The sequence below is a fragment of the Flavobacterium sp. genome, from assembly GCF_017744675.1.
In the GTDB taxonomy this organism is placed as follows: Bacteria; Bacteroidota; Bacteroidia; order Flavobacteriales; family Flavobacteriaceae; genus Flavobacterium.
This window is the reverse complement of sequence record NZ_JAGIAV010000002.1, coordinates 206,734-226,014: the sequence shown is the minus strand read 5'-3', so window position 1 is coordinate 226,014 and position 19,281 is coordinate 206,734. Positions and strand designations below refer to the sequence as shown.

Genomic DNA, 19,281 nt, shown 5'->3' with positions numbered 1-19,281 from the left:
TATTTAAAATGTTGAATATTAGATATACTTTCAAGAATCTGACCCCATACATTTGAATGCATCGGAAGAATTCTTTAGTTAAATCCAGTAAATATTTTTGGTGGTGTTTTTTATGATTTGCTTCGATATGTACTCTAAAGGCAAACAAAATAAAAAAGTAGATTATTAACAACAGATACACATACAACAAATAGTGTTATAAGTGTAATTTTTAGGAAGAATGTAATGCGATATGCTTTCTGTTGTTTTCACAATAATAGTTTTTATGGTTTGAAATATTATTTTTAAACTCTACTAATCCTATAGACAAAGTTAAATTTTATATAATAAAAACCAAAAGTTTGTTGATTTTTTTTTGAAAAATATGCTTTTGTAAAGGTGGTGTAAGAGCTATATACTTGTGTGTTGCCTTATTTTAAAAGACTTAACGCTATATTGGAGTTTGAAACAAATGTTAAAAAAAAGTTTAGCTGGTAATTAAAATTGTAGTATTTTATACTTATTTTTAAACGCTAGAAAAGCTTTAAATAGATTTCTTAATTGAAGAAATAGATTTAAAAAGTCGTAAAATGCCAGTTTGGCTACTTTAATTTGTAAAATCTAAATCTAAATTTAAAGTTGATTTTGAATAAATTAGAGTAATTTTATAGACTCTTAAAAAGAAACTTAAATTTTTAACCAACCTAATGATAAATACTTATATTTGTATTAAGTATTTTTACTTAGTTTTATAATAAGAAAAAATGATAGAAGTAAAAGAAGCGCTAGAAATTGTAGCAGCAAATAGTTCCGTTTTGTCAACTCAAAAAATACCTGTTCATAAGGCATTAGGATATATTTTGGCAGAAACGATTTATTCGCCAATTTCAATGCCTCCATTTCGCCAATCTGCCATGGATGGCTATGCTTTTACTCGTTCTATTAGACATCAATTCGACATCGTGGGAATTTCTCAGGCAGGAGACCATAAGAATATAAAACTAAAAGAAAACGAAGCTGTTCGTATTTTTACTGGAGCTTATGTTCCTAAAAATGCAGATACTGTAGTAATGCAAGAGGATGTAATGGTAAATGGAGATTCTATTTTAATTGCAAAAATGCCAGAAACTTTTGCCAATGTAAGAAGTAAAGGCGAACAGATTAATGCAGAAGATCTTGTTTTTGATGCCAATACCTTAATTACTCCAGCAGCAATTGGTTTTTTAGCCTGTTTAGGAATAACAGAAATAACGGTTTACAGAAAGCCTAAAGTGGCTATTTTAGTGACAGGAAACGAATTGGTAAAACCGGGTAAAAAACTTCCGAAAGGAAAAATTTACGAAAGTAATTCCGTAATGCTGCAAGCTGCGCTTCAGACGATCGGAATTACTAAAATAAAAGTTCATACAGTTAAAGACAATTTAAAAGCGACAAAGAAAGCGTTGCAGCCAATCTTAAAAAAGAACGATATTGTATTAATTTCTGGCGGAATTTCAGTAGGAGATTATGATTTTGTAAAAGACGCGTTATTGAAAAATGGAGTTGAAGAACTTTTTTACAAGATCAATCAGAAACCAGGAAAACCAATGTTTTTTGGAGCTAAAAAAGATACTTTGGTATTTGCGCTTCCAGGAAATCCAGCGTCATCATTGACTAATTTTTATATTTATGTATATCCTGCAGTCAAAAACAAAATGGGATTCTCTAATACGCACCTGCCGAAAATTGTTCGAAAACTAGATAACGATATAACGAATGCAACCGGAAAAACACTTTTCTTAAAAGCATTGTACAATGAAAATAGTGTTGAAATTCTGGACGGACAAAGTTCTGCCATGCTGAATTCTTTCGCTGTAGCGAATGGCTTAGTAATCGTTCCGCATGATATAGAAAGTATAAAGAAAGGCGCGTCGGTTACGATTCTGCCTATTGATTAGAGTTTTTTTGAAGAATAAAGAATAAAGAATAAAGAATAAAGAGCGCTATATAAATAAAAACATATCGCATTTAACTTGAAACCTGAAACAAACAAAAACAAAAACAAAAACAAACAAAAAAAATGAATCTTCTAAGTTCCGAAAATATACTATTATTCAGCTTTGCCTTAATTGTAATTGCATTTTTATATTCTAGCGTTGGACATGGCGGAGCTTCAGGATATTTGGCGTTGATGAGCATTTTTGCATTTCCGGTTTCAATTATGAAACCATCGGCGTTGCTTCTAAACTTGTTTGTTTCTAGTATTTCGTTTTTGTTTTACTATAAAAATAATTATTTCAAGCCTAAACTCTTTTACCCGTTTGCCATTGCGTCGATTCCAGCGGCATTTATCGGAGGTTTTATCACTTTAGATAATGCGATTTATAAAATTGTTTTAGGACTTGTACTCGTTTTTGCAGCGTTGAGGTTGTTTGGGGTATTTAATTTTAAAGAAAAAGAAGAAGTAAAAATCAATCTTCCGTTTGCCTTAACCATTGGTTTTGCTATCGGATTATTATCTGGAATGTTAGGCATTGGCGGCGGAATTATTTTAAGTCCGATTCTATTGTTTTTAGGATGGGCTTCGGTTAAAGAATCAGCAGCAATTTCGAGTTTATTCATTTTTGTGAATTCTTTCGCTGGGATGTTAGGATTCTTTCTAGGAGGAAAAACAATTCCGATGGAAAGTTTCTATTTAGTTCCGATTGCAGTTATCGGAGGAATGCTAGGCGGATTTTACGGAAGCGGTTCTTTTTCGAACAGAACATTAAAAATGGTTTTAGGAACAGTGATTTTAATGGCAAGCGTTAAATTGATTTTTCCTTAAATAATTTAGATTAAAAAATGAGGAGCATTGTGTACCCAAGGTTGAAACCTTGGGCTATGTTAAAAATAGAAAACGAAAATATTTTGAACATAACCAGTGGTTTCAGCCACTGGAACGCAAGCCGAGAAAACTTGGAACTTGAAACTTGAAACGTGAAACTTGAAATTTGAAACATGAAACGTGAAACATGAAACAAAAAGAAGAAACCATGAAAATATCAGTATTTATTCTTTGCGGAGGAAAAAGCACCAGAATGCAGTCAGAGAAAGGATTGGTTTTGTTTCAGGATAAACCATTTATCGAGCACATCATTCAGGCGATTTTACCAATTACCGATAACATTAAATTAGTTACGGCATCAAAAGAATACGATTATTTGGAATATGAAAAAATTCCAGATTTAATTGTAGATAAAGGTCCGTTGGGCGGAATTTACACGGCATTGTCGCATTCTGAAACCGAATTCAATCTGATTTTAAGCTGTGATATTCCGTTAATTTCGACCGAATTGTTGCAAGAGTTAATTTCAAAACATACCAAAGAAGCTGAAATAACAGTTTTTGCCTCAGAAAGCAAAACACATCCGTTAATCGGAATTTATTCTAAAAATATAGTTCCAATCATTAAAGAAGCGATTGATTCAAACGAATTAAAAATGATGGATTTGCTGGCGAAACTGCCGCATCAGATTATCAATATCGAAGAAAGCGAAAACTTTCATTTAACCAATATTAATTCTACTGATGAATTAAACGACCTGAATATCAATTTAACCTAGAGGCTATGCGAAGTTTAAAAACACCAAAATTGACGATTGTAGGCGCAGGTCCAGGTGATGTGGAATTGATCACATTAAAAGCAATTAAAGCTTTAGAAAGTGCCGATGTCGTTTTGTACGATGCCCTCGTAAACGAAGAGTTGCTAGAATATGCATCAAATGCAGAAATTGTTTTTGTTGGAAAACGATTAGGTTGCCATGCGTATACACAAGATCAGATTAACGAATTGATTGTTTCGATGGCAAACCGTTACGGACATGTGGTGCGTTTAAAAGGCGGCGATTCTTTTGTTTTTGGAAGAGGAAGCGAAGAAATTGATTATGCTGTGAAATTTGGTTTAGAAACGGCTGTTGTTCCAGGAATTTCGTCTGCTTTGGGTGTTCCTGCTAGTGCCGGAATTAGCCTGACGGAACGTAAAATTGCAGAGAGTTTTTGGGTAATTACAGGAACAACTTCCAATCACAAATTGTCGAATGATATTCATTTGGCATCAAAATCGGCTGCAACAGTAGTGATTTTGATGGGAATGCATAAACTGGATGAAATTATTTCGATTTATCAAAAGAATAGAACAGACGATCTTCCAGTTGCGATTATTCAGAACGGAACGAAAAATTCAGAGCAAAAAGTAATCGGAACTATCAACACAATTACTAAATTGGTATCCGAAAAAAACATTTCATCACCAGCTATTATTGTTATTGGTGAAGTGGTGAAAAATACATCAAAATTGACCGAATATTTTCAAGAACATTTTGATGATGAATTCATTTTTCAAAATTTAAATTTATAAAATGATCGAGGTAAAATATTTTGGAGCTGTTGCCGAAAAAACAAAATGTGAATTCGAAAAACTAACTTTTTCTGAAGAACTATCACTGCAAAAATTATTGCAGGATTTAAACGAAAAATACGAGTTCGAATCACTGACTTTTAGCGTTGCAGTAAATCAAAAAATAGTTTCAAAATCGGCAGATTATACTTTGCAGACTAGCGATATTGTGGCTTTATTGCCACCGTTTGCTGGAGGGTAATGTGAAAAAAACTTAACATAGAAACATAGTTCTTTATCTTGAAAAAGAGATTAGAAGAAACAAGTTTCCACACATAGATAATCTATGTGTATTTAGAGTAGTGAAACGCCTTTTTTAAAGTTGCAAAAACTATATTTCTATGTGTTTAAAAAAAATATAATCGACGGCTGAGCTAAAGAAGTAATGAAAGAATCAACACGATATAACCGACAAATCATTCTTCCTGAAATAGGAGATGCAGGCCAGTACAAATTATTGAAATCGAAAGTTTTGGTAATTGGTGCAGGAGGTCTTGCAGCCTCAATTCTGCCTTATTTAGCAGGTGCAGGAATTGGCGAAATCGGGATTGTAGATGATGATTTAATCGAAGTTTCAAATCTTCAAAGGCAAGTAATTTATAAAACTTCGGCTGTTGGGAAAGGAAAAGTGGCTGAAGCCAAAGCCATGATCTCAGAACTGAATCCGCAAGTGAAGGTAAATGTTTTTGCGGAGAAATTATCTGGAAAAAATGCTATTTCTTTATTCGAAAATTACGATATCATTGTTGACGCAACAGATAATATTTTTATCAAATATTTAATCAATGATGCTTGTCTTGTAACCAATAAACCGATGGTTTACGGTTCTATTTTTAGATTTCAAGGGCAAGTTTCGGTTTTCAATTATCAAAACGGACCAACTTACAAATGTTTGTATCCAGATGAAAATTCGAACGCAGCAACTTGTGAAGATGCTGGTGTCGTTGGAGTTTCGGTTGGAATTATCGGAATGTTTCAAGCCAACGAAGTCATAAAAATGATTCTCGAAATAGGAGAAGTTCTAAGCGGAAAAATATTAGTTTATAATGTCCTGAAAAACGAACAGCAGAAATATGATTTCGAAAAAAGTTCAACGGTAGAAATGACTAAAGAAGATTTTGATAAAAAATACAATAAAGCTCAAAATCAAATAGAAGAAATAAAATTTGAACATCTTTTGGATGAAATAGAAAACGATGCCGTTTTGTTTTTAGACGTTCGTAATGAAGACGAATTGCCAAAAATGAAATTAAAAAATAGCATTCAGATTGCGTTAATGAATTTAGAGAACGAAATAAAAAAACTGAATTCAAGTCAAACGATTTACGTTTTCTGCCAATCTGGAATTAGAAGTAAAGTGGCAGCTGAATTGCTTCAGAAAAATCAATTTCAAAATGTAAAAAGTATTGTTGGCGGCGCTTTGGCAATGAAACAATTATTAAAAGAAGAAAAGATATAGCCACAGATTACACAGATTAGAAAGATTATAATTTGGATTTGTCACCCTGAGCGAAGTCGAAGGGCGCTCCAGTTGGGATCGGGCTTCGACTTCACTCAGCCTAACAAAAACAAATATAGAATTTATAGAAAGGAAAATAATTATTTGATTTTTAATGATTTGAAATATGAAAAAAGCATTGTTTGGTTTCTTTTTGTTTTTATGTTTTACACAACTTTCTTTTTCCCAAAAAAATGTAGATGCTACAGGAGAAACAGAAATTTATGATGCTTACGAAAAGGCTGATAAAGAATTGAATAAAGTCTATAATCAGCTAAAAAACAAATTAGGAACTAAAGATCAAACAGCATTAGTAACTTCTCAAAAAGACTGGATAAAATTTAGAGATTCAAATTGTAAATTCAAAACTTATCCAGAAGGTTCTGGCGGAGTAATATCAAATAAAATGTACGCAGATTGTAGAATGCAGATAACTTTGACTAGAACTAAAGAATTGAAAAGTTTGTTAGAAGGTTTTTAATTAAAATAAAATTTGCATCAATAAATTCATAAAATTGAAAAAATAAGATTCGTGCATTCGTGGCAGAAAAAAAAACATAAAAATGAGTAAAAATGTATTTGTAGAAGGATCGATTTCTCCAGAATTTATCGCAGAATCGATCGCCAAACACCAATCCAAACATACAATTGGAGCGCACAATATTTTTCTAGGGCAAGTTCGTGCCGATGTTATTCATGACAATACTGTTGTAGCAATTGACTATTCGGCTTATAAAGACATGGCAAATGAAGCTTTGTATGCGATTCGTGAAAAAGCTTTCGCTAAATTCGATTTAACCTGCATGCACATTTACCACAGTTTGGGTGTTGTAAAAGCAGGTGAGATCTGTTTGTTTGTCTTTGTTTCGGCAACACGTCGTAAACAAGTTTATGAAGCGACAGAAGCGATAGTCAATTGGATTAAAACCGATGTGCCAATTTTTGGCAAAGAAATGTTTGAAAACGATACCTTCACTTGGAAACAAAATACCTAAAAAATTATAATGGTAGATATTACGCATAAAATAAGTACTTTAAGAGTTGCAACCGCAACCGCAATTGTAAAAGTCAGCAAACAAGAAACAATTGATGCTGTTGTCAATAATTTAGTGCCAAAAGGAAACGTGTTCGAAATGGCAAAAACTGCCGGATTATTTGCGGTAAAAAACACGCATTTATCTATTCCAGATTGTCATCCGCTTCCTATTGAATTTACTTCGGTAGAATATAATATTGAGGGTTTAGACATTCATATTATTTTCAAAGTAAAAACCGTTTACAAAACCGGAGTTGAGGTTGAAGCCATGCACGGCGCATCGATTGTGGCGTTGACAATGTATGATATGCTAAAGCCAATTGATAAAGAAATCGAAATTTCGACCATCAAATTAATCAATAAAGAAGGCGGGAAATCGTCTTTCAGAAATAAATTTCCGAATGCAATTAAAGCCGCAGTTTTCGTGTGTTCCGATTCGATTTTTGCAGGCGATAAAGAAGATCGATCAGGAAAAGTGATTGTAGAAAAATTGGATTCGTATGGAGTCGAAACTTCTCATTACGAAATCATTCCGGACGAATTGGATATCATTCAGGAAAAAACAAAAGCTTTCGCTAAAGAAAATCAGCTGGTCATTTTTACGGGCGGAACGGGACTATCTCCAAGAGATGTTACACCAGAAGCTTTGACACCATTATTAGAAAGCAGAATTCCAGGAATTGAAGAAGCGATTCGCAATTACGGCCAGCAAAGAATGCCTTATGCAATGCTTTCTAGAAGCGTTGTAGGAACCTTAGGAAAGACATTGGTTTTGGCTTTGCCAGGTTCAACAAACGGAGTAAGAGAATCAATGGATGCTGTTTTTCCGCATGTATTGCACGTTTTTCATATTTTAAAAGGTAAAAACCATGACAACCTCTAACACTATTTTGACAGATGGTTTCGGGCGCAAACACAATTATTTGCGCATTTCCCTGCTAGAAAAATGCAACCTGCGTTGTACGTATTGCATGCCAGCAGATGGAATCGCTTTATCTCCAAAAGCCAGTTTAATGACGGCAGAAGAGATTTTTGCTATTGCCGAAACTTTCGTAAAAAATGGTGTTGATAAAATACGATTAACGGGTGGCGAGCCTTTGCTGAGAAAAGATTTTCCTGAAATAGTTTCTAAATTATCAGATCTGAATGTTTCACTTTCTATCACAACAAACGGAATCTTAATCGATCGGCACATTGATGTTTTAAAGCAATTTAAGGTCAAAAAAATCAATTTGAGTTTAGATACTTTGGTTTCTTCTAAATTTCATACGATAACGCTCAGAGATCAGTTTGAGAAAGTAATTGATAACCTGCATTTGCTTTTGAATAATGATTTTGAAGTAAAAGTAAATGTCGTTTTGATGAAAGGTTTTAATGATAATGAAATTATCGATTTTGTAAAACTCACTCAGTTTATACCTATTTCTGTTCGCTTTATCGAATTTATGCCTTTTGCAGGAAACGATTGGGACAGAAGCAAAATGGTTTCGCAAAAAGAGATTTTATCTTTGGTTGAAACTCAATTTTCAGCAGGTGACATTCAAAAATTAGAAGACGAAAAAAACTTCACGGCTAGAACTTATAAAATAAAAGGATTTCAAGGCAATTTCGGAATCATCAGTTCGATAACCAATCCGTTTTGTGACAGCTGCAACCGCATCCGCTTGACGGCTGACGGTAAAATAAAAAACTGCCTTTTCTCTAATTCAGAAACAGACTTGTTGACAGCGTTTAGAAACGGAGAATCTATTGAGAGCTTGATTTCAGAATCCATTCAAAATAAAAAGAAAGTTAGGGCAGGAATGGCAACCGTTTCTGAAATTAACGATCCCACTCTTCATTTTGATAATCGTAGTATGATTGCAATTGGAGGGTAATCTTTTTTTTTCGTCTAGTTTGTCATCCTGACGAAGGAAGGATCTCCACGAGGAGCTCTACAAAGATTGGCGAATTACTGTACCGAGTTACTTGCGAAGATCCTTCCTTCGTCAGGATGACAAAAATCACGATCTCTTTCTGGAATTTCTGGTGTGATTGCTTCTTTCTTTGTAACGACAACAAAAAAGGCTCAACATTACGTCAAACCTTTCTTCCAATTATTTTTTCTTTTTAGCTTTTGCTTTAGACTTTTTCAAAGCTTTCGCTTTTTTTTCAGCTGCTTTTTTAGCCTGTTCTTTTGCTTTTGCTTTTTTCGCTTTTTCTTTTTTCTTTTCGGCAACTTTTAGTTTCGCTTTTTTAGCTTTCTCTAATTTTTTGATAACAGCCTTAATCGCTTTTTCTCTTTTCTTTTCCTTCTCTTTTTTGGCTTTCAGTTTAGCTTTCAGCTTAGACTTGATATCGTTTTTGTCTTTACCAATTTTTTCGACAGTTACAATAGGTTTGTTTTCTGTATCATTAGTTTTAATTTCCACAATTTCAGAAACAATAGGTGCTGTTTTTGCAGGTGTTGTTGCTGCTTTTTTTACAGTCGCTTTAGGAGTCGTTTTAGAAGCTGCGCTCACAGGCGTTTTTACAGCAGGTTTTACTGTGGCTGCAGGCGCTTTTGTAGTTGCTGTTCGTGTAGTTGCTGTTTTTGTTGCGGGTGCCTTTGTAGCAGTCGCTTTTGTTGCAGGTGCTTTAGTAGTGGGTGTTTTTGCAGCAGTTCTAGTCGTTCTTTTAACGGTTGTTTTAGTTTCTGGCTGCACTTCTGTAGTAGTTTCTACAGCTATTTCTGCTGGAATATCAGTGTTAGTTACAGCAGGTGTGCTTGGATTTCGTTTTATCATAACTGTATTTTTTATTGAGTAAATAGATGTTAACCAAGTGGTTTTAAAGCTATTGAAGTGTGATGTTTTAATGCAAATTCTTAGTTAAGTTAAATATACGCAATTTTTGAATACAAAATAAGACGATTTTTAGAAGTCATTAATTTTCAACGGCTTCCAAAATTCTAAAATTACTTTTTGGGGCTTCGCAAAGAGAGCAGCAATAGGTTTCTGGGAGATTTTCAAATAAAAGACCTTTTGGAATTCCTTGTGGTTCATCTCCATATTCAGAATTATAAAGCGTTAAGCATTCTTGGCATTGGTAAACGTCTAATTGTGGTTTTTCTTTTTTTTGTAGATTCTCTGCCGTTTCTGAAGCTGTATTCCCAAGTTCTTCAAAATATTTTCGGCTTAATTCTATTAAAATCGTTGGAAGTTCCAGTTTGTCAATATCCTGAGAATGCACAATATATTCGCGTGTATTCGAGTCGAAATTCTTTGCAAACAATACATTATAGGTATCTCTAATTTTAATGGATTCTAAAGCTGCGGGAAGTTCATTTTTTTCGATGACAATTGAAGTGAAATAATGTCCGTCACGGTTGTATTCTGAAATGCCGAAATTCAATCCGTATGTACTGATATCGAATTGGTCTAGCGTACGAACTAAAAGTGTTTTTAGATTTAAAGCCCATTCCATTGCAACGGGCAAGTGCCAGTTTAATTCCAGTAAAGAATGACGAACGTTGATTCCCCTCTTGCCTAAGAATTTCTCCCATTCTAATTTTCTATCTTTCGGAATTCCTTTTATAATGAAGGATTTCCAAGGCGTGATACAGATTTTCCCGATTTTGCATTCAAAACACAAATCGCACATTTCTTTTAAAAAATCCAAATCGTAAAGATTATTTCGCCAATACAATCCCAACCAATATTGATCGATTCCCATTCTATTCATTCCTTCGTAATATGGAAATGGATAAAACGGAATATTTAACGGTTTATCAATGGTTCTATTATTGGTGTCTAAAGCTTCGCTAACGAAAGTGAAAAGCATTTCGATATCAACAGCATCTTCTTCAGATATTTTTTCGATTTCGTAATAAATTTTAGCCAAATCCCAGCTGTAAAGCAAAACAGGATACACTTCTATTTTTTCCCATTTTGGAAGACGAATGTACAAATACCAATAATCTTCGTGCTCTGAAGCAATAAAATTCAAATGTCCTGTAAACAAAGGAACCAATTGCTGTTTCGGATCGGTGATGTTTACTTTCAGTTTTGGCTGTTCTTTAAACTCTTCTAGAATATACAAAAAACGGTTTCCGGTAAGCCAGTTGGTATTTCTAAAAATATCGGTCGAAACATAAGAAGAAACAATATTGTTTCCGCTTTTTTGGTCTGGATAAACAAAATGAAACTTGCCAAAATCTTCTTTGTCAAAATCCTTAAAACCTTTTGGGAAAATAATATCCTGTCTCGATCCAAACGAAATTGAATCCAAACCTTGATTCATTGCCATATTTACAATTTCTCGAAGTTCTCCTGGTGATATTACACCTCCTTTTACTATTAATCTTGTTAACTCCATAGTTTTCTTTGTTTCATGTTTCAGGTTTGAAGTTTCAGGTTTTCTTTGTTTCAAGTTTGTCAGGCTGAGCGGAGTCGAAGCCCGATTCCAATTGGAACGCCCTTCGACTCCGCTCAGGGTGACATTTCATTATCTTTAGTTTCAAGTTTTGCTCGTTCCAATAACTTGAAACGTGAAACTTGAAACAAAATAAACTATTTACACTTCGCCAATATCTCTTTAACTTCTGTTTTACAGCTTCCGCAGCCTAAACCTGCACCTGTGTTTTTGCATAAATCGGTAAAATTGTTTACGCCGCTTTTAATCGTTTCTTCGATGTTTCCAGCTCCAACTTGACTGCACGAACAAACCAATTTTCCTAAGACAGGTTTTGCATTTGAGCTTCCTCTTAAAAGCGTATTTCGTTTGTCAGACAATTCTATTTTGCTTTCAATCATGGTTTTAAATTCGGCAAACTCGTTTTTGTCGCCCATTAAAATCGCTCCGACCAAAAGATCGTCTTTTACAATACATTTTTTGTAATAGCGTTTTTTCAAATCAGTAAAAACAATTTCTTCATAAGAATCATCATTTTCTGGAATTTCAATATCGCCAATACTGCAAAGGTTAATGTCTTCTAGTTTTAAAATATTCATTAAAATAGAACCTTTGTAGTAGCTGCTGATGTCGCCCGCAAGATAATTGGCTAGAATGTCAGCTTGCTCTTCTGCAGCAGAAGTGATTCCGAAAAGTTTATTATTGAATTCGGCTATTTCTCCAATGGCAAAAATATTCGGATTTGAAGTTTGCAAATACTGATTTACTTTTACACCACGTCCGCACGCCAAACCACTTTCGCGTGCAATTTCGATATTCGGAATCGTTCCAATCGTATATACAATTGCATTGGCTGTAATAATTTTTCCGCTTTTTAAAGCAATTTCGATTTCATTCGGATTATCGGTTTCAAAAACCGTACTGACTTCATTATCAAAGTAAATCTGAATATCACGTAGCTGTACTTCTTCGGCCAATAATTTGCTTGAAATACGATCTAACTGACGCTCCATTAAACGTGAGGCACGCTGAATAATCGTAGTTTTTACTTTTTTATGTTTTAAAGCTGCAGCTAATTCCAATCCTAATAATCCGCCACCAATGATAACCACATGCTGTTCTTCTGGTGGAAGATTGGTGCTGTCTAAATGTTTTTTCAAACGATCGGCATCTTCTTTTCTTCTCACGGTGAAACGCCCTGGCAGATGAAGCTGTGCATTTTCTGGAACGAACGGACGGCTTCCGGTTGCCATAATCAGCGAATCGAATGTATGCGTTTCTCCTTGGCTATCGGTAATTGTTTTTAGCTTAGAATCTATTTTGTCAATAGAAACTCCAACTTTCATGGTGATTTTTAGTTTATTGAAAGTTTCGCCGTCTTTAACTTTTAAAAGCTGTTCCCAAGTAAATTCTCCTGTCATATATTCAGGAAGTAAAACGCGATTATAAAACGGATTTGCTTCGTTTGAAAATACAATAATTTCATCGGTTGTATTGAACTCTCGATAGTTTTGTATGAAACGGAAAGAGGCCGCTCCAGCACCTATAATAGCAATTTTCTGAAATGGCTTTATATATTTTTTAATCGAAACGGTTGTAAACTTAAAGTCGGGTTCTTTTGAAATCGGATCGACAACTGTATTGGTTAAATTATTGGTTCTATTCAAATCGTTTTGAAGCTGTTTCCCCCAATGCATGGGCAGGAAAACCACTTTTTCTTTAATGGAATCCGTAACTTTTGCTTTTACGCGAACTTCTCCGTTTTTGCTTGAAACCACCACAATGTCACCATTTTTAATATCGTTTTTAAAAGCATCAATCGGATTTATTTCTAAAACGGGACTCGGAATATGCGTTAATAATCTTGAAACTTTTCCGGTCTTGGTCATCGTATGCCATTGATCGCGAATTCTCCCTGTGGTCAAAATAAAAGGAAATTCGTCATTTGGTTGCACCGAAGTATTTTCGATAGAAGTTGGAAGATTAAAAATTGCTTTTCCAGAAGGCGTGTAGAATTTTTTATCGGTAAACAACCTTGGAGTTCCCGGATGATTGTAATCTGGAACGGGCCACTGGAAAGTGCCTTCAGTTTTTAAACGATTGTAATTTAGAAATGAAATATCAATATTGGTATTTTTGGTAAGCGCGCAATGTTCTTTGTAGATTTCTTCGGCACTGTTGAAATTGAAGCCGCTAAAATTCATTTTTTTAGCAAAACGAATTAAGATTTCAATGTCTGGAAGTGCTTCGCCTGGGGCGTTGATTCCTTTTGGCAAATACGAAATACGACGTTCCGAATTGGTCATTGTTCCTTCTTTCTCTAACCAGCCCGCTGCAGGCAATAATAAATCGGCAAATTTGGCTGTGTCGGCATTGTGCGAAATATCTTGGACAACAACGAATTTAGCATTCTGAAGTGCTTTTTCGGCTCTTCTGGAATCGGGTAAACTCACTAATGGATTGGTGCAAATAATCCAAACGGCTTTCATTTTTCCTGATTCTAAAGCTTCAAACATTTCTGTGGCGGTTAAACCGGGTTTGTCTGAAATCTCGTCGACACCCCAAAAGTCTGCCACTTCTTTGCGATGCGTTGGATTAGCGATATCTTTATGCGCGGCCAAAAGTGTCGCCATGCCACCCACTTCGCGCCCGCCCATTGCGTTTGGCTGACCAGTTAGTGAAAATGGTCCAGAACCTGGTTTTCCAACTTGTCCCGTTAATAAAGACAAATTCAGTAAAGCCGTATTTTTATCCACGCCAACCGCGCTTTGATTCAATCCCATTGCCCAAAGCGAAATAAATCCTTTTGCTTTTCCGATAATATCAGCTGCAAGCTTAATATCATTTACCGAAATTCCGCAAAGTTTAGAAGCTTTCTCTAGCGAAGTTCCTAAAACTAAGTCTTTGTATTGCTTGAAATTTTCAGCGTGATTTTTAACGAAATCATGATCCACATAACCTTTTTCGATAATTCGTCTGGCAATGGCATGATATAAAATAATATCCGAACCTGGAATAATCTGCAAATGTAAATCGGCAAAAGCTGCCGTATCGGTCCGCCTTGGATCGATACAGATGATTTTCGTCTTCGGATTTTTCTCTTTATGTTTTTCCAGTCTTCTAAAAAGAATAGGGTGGCACCAAGCCGGATTTGCTCCTGTAATCAGGAAAGTATCTGCCAATTCGATATCATCATAAGCAATAGGAACAGAATCTTCTCCAAACGTTTTTTTATAACCCACAACTGCCGAACTCATGCAAAGTCTAGAATTGGTGTCGATATTATTGGTTTTCAAGAAACCTTTTACGAGCTTGTTAACTAAGTAATATTCTTCTGTTAAACATTGTCCTGAAATGTAAAAACCAACACTATCTGGTCCGTGTTTTTTGATGATAGAAGAAAAAACAGCTGCGGCACGATCCAGAGCCGTATCCCAACTTACGCGTTCCAACGGATACGATTTGCTGCCACGCATTTCTGGATATAAAATTCGATCTGAAGTATCATTGACTACGTAGTGAAGGTTCATTCCTTTAGAACACAACATTCCTTTGTTTACAGGATGATCTTTATCGCCTTCGACCATTACACCATTTTTGGCATCGTTGGTCACGATTATGCCACAGCCAACGCCGCAGTAAGAACAGGTAGTTTTGATCTTCGTAGTTTGCATTTAGTTCTATTTAGAGATACTACTTTTATTGGATGGTCTGACTTTTGAAAAAATACTTACGCAAAAATAAGTATTTTTACGTATTAATACTTATTTTTTGATTTTATTTTTTCTATTTTTGATAAAAATAAATGAGGAACAACAAATTAGTTTTTAATACGCTAAAAATGAGAACTCATGAAAGAAGAACAAGATGTATGTTATTCCTGCGAGAATAAGAATTGTTTTATCAAGAAACATTTGCATTTGGCGCAGATGGCAAGCTATATTTCTAAAAAACAGAATATAATCTGTAAAAAGTCAGATCAGTTTATTACAGAAGGAGCACCTTTGCAAGGACTTTATTTTATTTGTAAGGGCAAAGCCAAAACAGTAAAAACGGGAATTAACGGTCGTGAACAAATTGTTCGTTTAACAAAGAACGGAGACATTGTAGGTTTCCGCGGCTTCGGAACGAGCAAACGCTATCTAATTGGTGCTTATGCGCTAGAAGACACTGTTTTGTGCAATTTTAGTAATGAAACGATGAAAGAAATTTTACAGCACGTTCCTGAATTTACTTATGCTCTAATGTTATTTTATGCCGATGAATTGAACAAAAGCGAAAATAATATTCGCAAGATTGCACACATGAATGTGCGTGAGCGTGTGATTGATTTGCTGCTTTATATTCATCGCAAATTCGGACAAACAAATGGTCTGATTGATATTGAGCTTTCGCGAAAGGAAATTGCCGATTTTGCCGGAACTACAGAAGAACAGGCTATTCGTATTTTATCAAGCCTTAAAAAGGAATCTTTGATTAAAACAGAAGGAAAACGAGTGGGGATTTTGGAAGTTGCTGCACTTCGATCTGAAATTATGGAGCATAAATATTTTTAGTGAGGTGCAGAGTAACAAAGTGACAAAGGGGCAAAGGTTTGTAGAAACGCACTGCAGTGCGTCTCTACGTCGTGTTTTTATTTTTTTCTTCCTAAAAATCGAATTACAGAACCAGTTCCGTTATGGAATAAACCTTCGTTGAGTTCGATTTCTTTTTCTTCCAATTCGATGATTTCGTAATTAGGGAAATCAGCTTTTATTTCTTCTATAGAAAATAAGGACTCGATGTCTTTTGGTCCGCCAACTTTTTCATTTTTAGTTACATATTCCAAATGCTTTTTGCTGAAAGCTTCAAAAATAATGATGCCATTTTTTTTCAAAAGTTGATTCAATTGTTTGTGAATTTCAGATTTTATAGCGGCGGGAAAATGTGCATAGATTAAAGCAATAACATCAAATTGGTTTTCTAGGAAATCTAAAGTTTCTAGTTCGCCAACTTGATAATCGATTGAGACATTATTGCTTTCTGCTAAACGGAGCGCTTTGTTTCTTCCTTCTTCGCTAATATCAAAAGCCGAAACTTCCCAGCCTAATTTTGCTGCGAAAATAGCATTTCTTCCTTCGCCTTCAGCAGGAAAAAGAATAGTGCCGATTTCCAATTTTTCAATTTGTTCTTTTAAATAATTGTTGGGTTCTTCGCCGTATGCAAATTCTTCGCTTTTGTAACGGTCGTCCCATCTTTGAGTCCAGGTGTTGTTCATTTGGTTTATATATTGAATTTAATGATTAAAGGTTTATGATCGCTATGCATAGTCCAATCTTGATAACTTCCAATTTCGACATGTTCTAAAGCCTTGATAAAGTCATTTGAAGCGAAACAATAATCAAGATGATACGGTTTGTTTTCATGGCGATAGAGATACCAAGTCGGATGTTCTTCTTTGCCTTGAACTTGATTGAAATATGTATGATAGGTGCTGAAAATTTTCTTTTCGGCTAATTTATTTACCACTGTGGTATGATTTCCTTCTCTCCGCGGCTTGTCCCAAATGGTATTGCTATTAAAATCTCCAATTAAAATAGTTTTGGTTTCTCGAATTAAATCTTCGTAGTAATTGATCGCCTTCCAAATTTGAGTTACATAAGCCCCATCTTTATCTGTTGGGTTATTTGCCCAAATAGCAAATAGGGTGAAATCGATTTTTCCTTCTGTAACAGCAATTGGAAGAATATTTTTGAAATCTGGGTTATGGCAATCTAGAAGCCGAAATCGATAATCTCCATAAGAAAAAACGCCAATTCCTTTATTCGGATTTGCTCCATACCAAAGGATATCCGAAGGTAGTTTTGTTCCTTCTGGGAATTGGAGTTTTTGAGGATTTTCACACTCAGAAATTACAACAATATCAGGATTGAAAGCTTGAAGAAATTGAGCTTTTTTTCTGAATGCCATATTACAATTCCAAGTGATGATTTTCATTTTTTAAATAGCTCTTAAGAAATAAGAATAACCAAAATCCTTATCAAATATACTTAATTTAGAAGTTTAAAATCAGTTCTTCTAGAACAAAAAAATGCCTTTTCTCAATTCTGAAAAAAGGCAAATTAAAGATGTATTTTAATCATAGTTTTATTTCTTAACCAACAAGTCTTGTTGTGCCGCAATTGATATCAATTTCTGCAAAATGATGTTTTCCCATTACAATAAGAAGTTTGTCTGTGTTATAGCCAACATATCTTATTTCAGGATTTCCTTTTTTGGGTTTTCCGCAAACAGAAATGACATTGGTTTGCCATTTTAATTTCTTCCTTTTGTAAGCAGATATGGTTTGCAAGTCGTTTTCAACATAATAGACAATGTTGTTTCTCTTGATGCCTCTTTTTTGCGTTTTGGCAAAATTAATTTCTGAGCTTTTTGAAATCAAGGCATCATTAAATTTTTGGGCAATACCAGTTTGGCTAACCAAAAAGGTCAACATAGATAATTTTAAAAATGGTTTCATTAGGATAGAATTGGGGGTTCATAATCGATTCAAATATAAATAATTAAAGCTTATCTAAAGTGTTTTTTCAACTAAAAAAAATACCCTTTTTCCGAAATGGTAAAAGGGTAAAAATTACAAGTTAATTTTACAGATATATTATTTTTTATAAGTAAAAATTCTAGGATTCACAGAAATCATCAGCCAGGCCCAGTTGTTAGTGTGGCTTGCATCTCCTTTTTTGATAAACTCCATGGTTTTAGAACCAAACATTTGAGAATAACCGCCTGTTACAGTGATGTCTTTTTTGAAATTATACCCGAAAGTGGCATCGATCTCAGTGCCTAAATACGAATCTAGTTTTTCATTTGCAGGCGTAACAACATCTGCTGCAGATAAGAACACGTGAGGAATCAAAGCAAATTGCCATTTGTTTATGTTGTAATTCAGTTTTAAGAAAGCATCTTGCAAACCAACACTGTTTAAGTGATTTCCAACATAGAAATAATCCATATAACCGTTAAATCCATGGTTGGTTCCAAAAAGGGGATTAAATGATTTAATTACAGTGCTTCCGTCATTTGTTGCTTTTCCAGATAAAAACTCATAGCCAAGACTTGCTTTAAAAGCTTCTGTTACATTGTATCCTAAATTAGCAGCGATATTCCAAGCGCTTACTTGCAAATCGGTACTTTTTCCTGTTTGTCCATATAGCCAAAAGCTAGTATCTAGTTTGCCCGTTTTATAAGTTACATACGGACCAAAAGTCTGTTTGTAATCTACCAAAAGTTTGGCATCGGCGTTAGCGTATTCGTAACCTGTATTGAGGAATAAAAAGCTTGCGCCTAAATTTTCGCTGAACTGATTGTGGTACCATGCATATTGCATTGCTTTGTAATTGGCAACCGTATAGGGAGTTTGTACCACATTTTCTGCATTTGAATTGTAAGCGCCTCCAAAATCTAATTTCTGAGTTTCGTTGTGGAAGGAAATAGTTAACGCATCATGGCTTTGTGCTTGTTGCGCCCAATCCATTTCGCCTAGAATACGCTGATTGTCATAAGAAAGTACTTGACGCCCCATTCTGGCGCTCCAATTTTCAGTAAAATTATATTGTGCCCAAGCCTCAAAAACAGCAACACCATTTTTATCTGCAACTGCTGTGGTTGGCACATCTCCCCATGTTCTGGTATTTTGGAAAGTCAATTTTAAAATTAAATCTTCTTGTTTGAAATTAATATTTAGACGAGAACGCTGTGAAATTTGTGAAGTTCCTTTTTGCCCTTCTGGCAGAAGCGTTTTGTAACCGTTACGATATTCAAAACGAGGCCTAATCTGCAGATTAACATCTAATTCTTGTGCTTGGATTTCGAAACTTAATCCGAGGATAAGTATTAAAATTAGTTTAAGTTTTTTCATAAAATTATTGTGCTTATATGGAAGGTAAATTTATAAGAAAATGTTGCCATATACCAAGATTGCCGTTATATTTCTAATTTTTT

Annotated in this window: 18 protein-coding genes; 11 read left to right on the top strand and 7 right to left on the bottom strand. The window is 34.7% G+C overall.

What is annotated here, in order from left to right:
* Positions 1 to 743 precede the first annotated feature (743 nt).
* The 10 genes from glp (at position 744) to moaA (ending at position 8,807) form a co-directional block, all read left to right on the top strand.
* Positions 744 to 1,916 carry a gephyrin-like molybdotransferase Glp gene (glp, locus tag J7574_RS06475; RefSeq protein WP_290965897.1) on the top strand — a complete coding sequence of 391 codons (1,173 nt, stop codon included), beginning with the start codon at positions 744 to 746 and terminating at the stop codon, positions 1,914 to 1,916.
* Positions 1,917 to 2,038: 122 nt separating this feature from the next.
* Entirely contained in the window at positions 2,039 to 2,785 is a 747-nt protein-coding gene (locus J7574_RS06470; RefSeq protein WP_290965895.1) for a sulfite exporter TauE/SafE family protein, read from the top strand.
* Positions 2,786 to 2,993: 208 nt separating this feature from the next.
* Complete coding sequence (locus J7574_RS06465; RefSeq protein ID WP_290965892.1) at positions 2,994 to 3,563, top strand: molybdenum cofactor guanylyltransferase; 570 nt, start codon at positions 2,994 to 2,996, stop codon at positions 3,561 to 3,563.
* 5 nt (positions 3,564 to 3,568) lie between these two features.
* A complete protein-coding gene (gene cobA, locus J7574_RS06460; protein WP_290965891.1) occupies positions 3,569 to 4,357 on the top strand; it encodes a uroporphyrinogen-III C-methyltransferase in 789 nt (262 codons plus the stop codon).
* Position 4,358: 1 nt separating this feature from the next.
* The gene (locus J7574_RS06455; protein ID WP_290965889.1) at positions 4,359 to 4,598 is read left to right on the top strand and encodes a MoaD/ThiS family protein; all 240 of its coding nucleotides are present in this window, start codon (positions 4,359 to 4,361) and stop codon (positions 4,596 to 4,598) included.
* A gap of 183 nt (positions 4,599 to 4,781) precedes the next feature.
* Positions 4,782 to 5,855 carry a HesA/MoeB/ThiF family protein gene (moeB, locus tag J7574_RS06450; RefSeq protein ID WP_290965887.1) on the top strand — a complete coding sequence of 358 codons (1,074 nt, stop codon included), beginning with the start codon at positions 4,782 to 4,784 and terminating at the stop codon, positions 5,853 to 5,855.
* 166 nt (positions 5,856 to 6,021) lie between these two features.
* Entirely contained in the window at positions 6,022 to 6,375 is a 354-nt protein-coding gene (locus J7574_RS06445) for a lysozyme inhibitor LprI family protein (protein ID WP_290965886.1), read from the top strand.
* Between the two features lie 82 nt (positions 6,376 to 6,457).
* The gene (locus tag J7574_RS06440) at positions 6,458 to 6,889 is read left to right on the top strand and encodes a molybdenum cofactor biosynthesis protein MoaE (protein ID WP_290965885.1); all 432 of its coding nucleotides are present in this window, start codon (positions 6,458 to 6,460) and stop codon (positions 6,887 to 6,889) included.
* Between the two features lie 9 nt (positions 6,890 to 6,898).
* Positions 6,899 to 7,813, top strand: a complete 915-nt coding sequence (moaCB, locus tag J7574_RS06435) for a bifunctional molybdenum cofactor biosynthesis protein MoaC/MoaB (protein WP_290965882.1) — start codon at positions 6,899 to 6,901, stop codon at positions 7,811 to 7,813.
* Positions 7,800 to 8,807 carry a GTP 3',8-cyclase MoaA gene (moaA, locus tag J7574_RS06430; protein WP_290965879.1) on the top strand — a complete coding sequence of 336 codons (1,008 nt, stop codon included), beginning with the start codon at positions 7,800 to 7,802 and terminating at the stop codon, positions 8,805 to 8,807. The genes moaCB and moaA overlap by 14 nt, the downstream gene beginning before the upstream one ends.
* A 219-nt stretch (positions 8,808 to 9,026) precedes the next feature.
* On the opposite strand, the gene J7574_RS06425 is transcribed toward moaA, so the two are convergent.
* From J7574_RS06425 to J7574_RS06415, 3 genes are all read right to left on the bottom strand, one after another.
* Positions 9,027 to 9,695, bottom strand: coding sequence for a hypothetical protein (locus tag J7574_RS06425; RefSeq protein ID WP_290965878.1), 669 nt, complete (start codon positions 9,693 to 9,695; stop codon positions 9,027 to 9,029).
* Between the two features lie 139 nt (positions 9,696 to 9,834).
* The gene (locus J7574_RS06420; RefSeq protein WP_290965876.1) at positions 9,835 to 11,265 is read right to left on the bottom strand and encodes a rubredoxin; all 1,431 of its coding nucleotides are present in this window, start codon (positions 11,263 to 11,265) and stop codon (positions 9,835 to 9,837) included.
* 194 nt (positions 11,266 to 11,459) lie between these two features.
* Positions 11,460 to 14,975, bottom strand: a complete 3,516-nt coding sequence (locus J7574_RS06415; RefSeq protein ID WP_290965873.1) for a nitrate reductase — start codon at positions 14,973 to 14,975, stop codon at positions 11,460 to 11,462.
* Positions 14,976 to 15,152: 177 nt separating this feature from the next.
* Between J7574_RS06415 and J7574_RS06410 the strand changes: the two genes are divergently transcribed.
* On the top strand, positions 15,153 to 15,857 hold the full coding sequence (locus J7574_RS06410) for a Crp/Fnr family transcriptional regulator (RefSeq protein WP_290965870.1): 705 nt from the start codon (positions 15,153 to 15,155) through the stop codon (positions 15,855 to 15,857).
* 77 nt (positions 15,858 to 15,934) lie between these two features.
* Here J7574_RS06410 and J7574_RS06405 read toward each other — a convergent pair whose 3' ends face one another.
* From J7574_RS06405 to J7574_RS06390, 4 genes are all read right to left on the bottom strand, one after another.
* Entirely contained in the window at positions 15,935 to 16,558 is a 624-nt protein-coding gene (locus tag J7574_RS06405) for a bifunctional 2-polyprenyl-6-hydroxyphenol methylase/3-demethylubiquinol 3-O-methyltransferase UbiG (RefSeq protein ID WP_290965868.1), read from the bottom strand.
* Between the two features lie 5 nt (positions 16,559 to 16,563).
* Positions 16,564 to 17,277, bottom strand: a complete 714-nt coding sequence (locus J7574_RS06400) for an endonuclease/exonuclease/phosphatase family protein (RefSeq protein ID WP_290965866.1) — start codon at positions 17,275 to 17,277, stop codon at positions 16,564 to 16,566.
* Between the two features lie 157 nt (positions 17,278 to 17,434).
* The gene (locus J7574_RS06395; RefSeq protein WP_290965863.1) at positions 17,435 to 17,800 is read right to left on the bottom strand and encodes a hypothetical protein; all 366 of its coding nucleotides are present in this window, start codon (positions 17,798 to 17,800) and stop codon (positions 17,435 to 17,437) included.
* Positions 17,801 to 17,938: 138 nt separating this feature from the next.
* Positions 17,939 to 19,198 carry an alginate export family protein gene (locus J7574_RS06390; protein WP_290965860.1) on the bottom strand — a complete coding sequence of 420 codons (1,260 nt, stop codon included), beginning with the start codon at positions 19,196 to 19,198 and terminating at the stop codon, positions 17,939 to 17,941.
* Positions 19,199 to 19,281: the final 83 nt, after the last annotated feature.

Coding starts and splice junctions, on each gene's coding strand:
- J7574_RS06465 (WP_290965892.1), top strand. CDS start 2,994: ATGAAAATATCAGTATTTATTCTTTGCGGAGGAAAAAGCACCAGAATG.
- J7574_RS06395 (WP_290965863.1), bottom strand. CDS start 17,800: ATGAAACCATTTTTAAAATTATCTATGTTGACCTTTTTGGTTAGCCAA.
- J7574_RS06405 (WP_290965868.1), bottom strand. CDS start 16,558: ATGAACAACACCTGGACTCAAAGATGGGACGACCGTTACAAAAGCGAA.
- moaCB (WP_290965882.1), top strand. CDS start 6,899: ATGGTAGATATTACGCATAAAATAAGTACTTTAAGAGTTGCAACCGCA.
- moaA (WP_290965879.1), top strand. CDS start 7,800: ATGACAACCTCTAACACTATTTTGACAGATGGTTTCGGGCGCAAACAC.
- J7574_RS06410 (WP_290965870.1), top strand. CDS start 15,153: ATGAAAGAAGAACAAGATGTATGTTATTCCTGCGAGAATAAGAATTGT.
- J7574_RS06415 (WP_290965873.1), bottom strand. CDS start 14,975: ATGCAAACTACGAAGATCAAAACTACCTGTTCTTACTGCGGCGTTGGC.
- J7574_RS06420 (WP_290965876.1), bottom strand. CDS start 11,265: ATGGAGTTAACAAGATTAATAGTAAAAGGAGGTGTAATATCACCAGGA.
- moeB (WP_290965887.1), top strand. CDS start 4,782: ATGAAAGAATCAACACGATATAACCGACAAATCATTCTTCCTGAAATA.
- cobA (WP_290965891.1), top strand. CDS start 3,569: ATGCGAAGTTTAAAAACACCAAAATTGACGATTGTAGGCGCAGGTCCA.
- J7574_RS06470 (WP_290965895.1), top strand. CDS start 2,039: ATGAATCTTCTAAGTTCCGAAAATATACTATTATTCAGCTTTGCCTTA.
- glp (WP_290965897.1), top strand. CDS start 744: ATGATAGAAGTAAAAGAAGCGCTAGAAATTGTAGCAGCAAATAGTTCC.
- J7574_RS06455 (WP_290965889.1), top strand. CDS start 4,359: ATGATCGAGGTAAAATATTTTGGAGCTGTTGCCGAAAAAACAAAATGT.
- J7574_RS06425 (WP_290965878.1), bottom strand. CDS start 9,695: ATGATAAAACGAAATCCAAGCACACCTGCTGTAACTAACACTGATATT.
- J7574_RS06440 (WP_290965885.1), top strand. CDS start 6,458: ATGAGTAAAAATGTATTTGTAGAAGGATCGATTTCTCCAGAATTTATC.
- J7574_RS06400 (WP_290965866.1), bottom strand. CDS start 17,277: ATGAAAATCATCACTTGGAATTGTAATATGGCATTCAGAAAAAAAGCT.
- J7574_RS06390 (WP_290965860.1), bottom strand. CDS start 19,198: ATGAAAAAACTTAAACTAATTTTAATACTTATCCTCGGATTAAGTTTC.
- J7574_RS06445 (WP_290965886.1), top strand. CDS start 6,022: ATGAAAAAAGCATTGTTTGGTTTCTTTTTGTTTTTATGTTTTACACAA.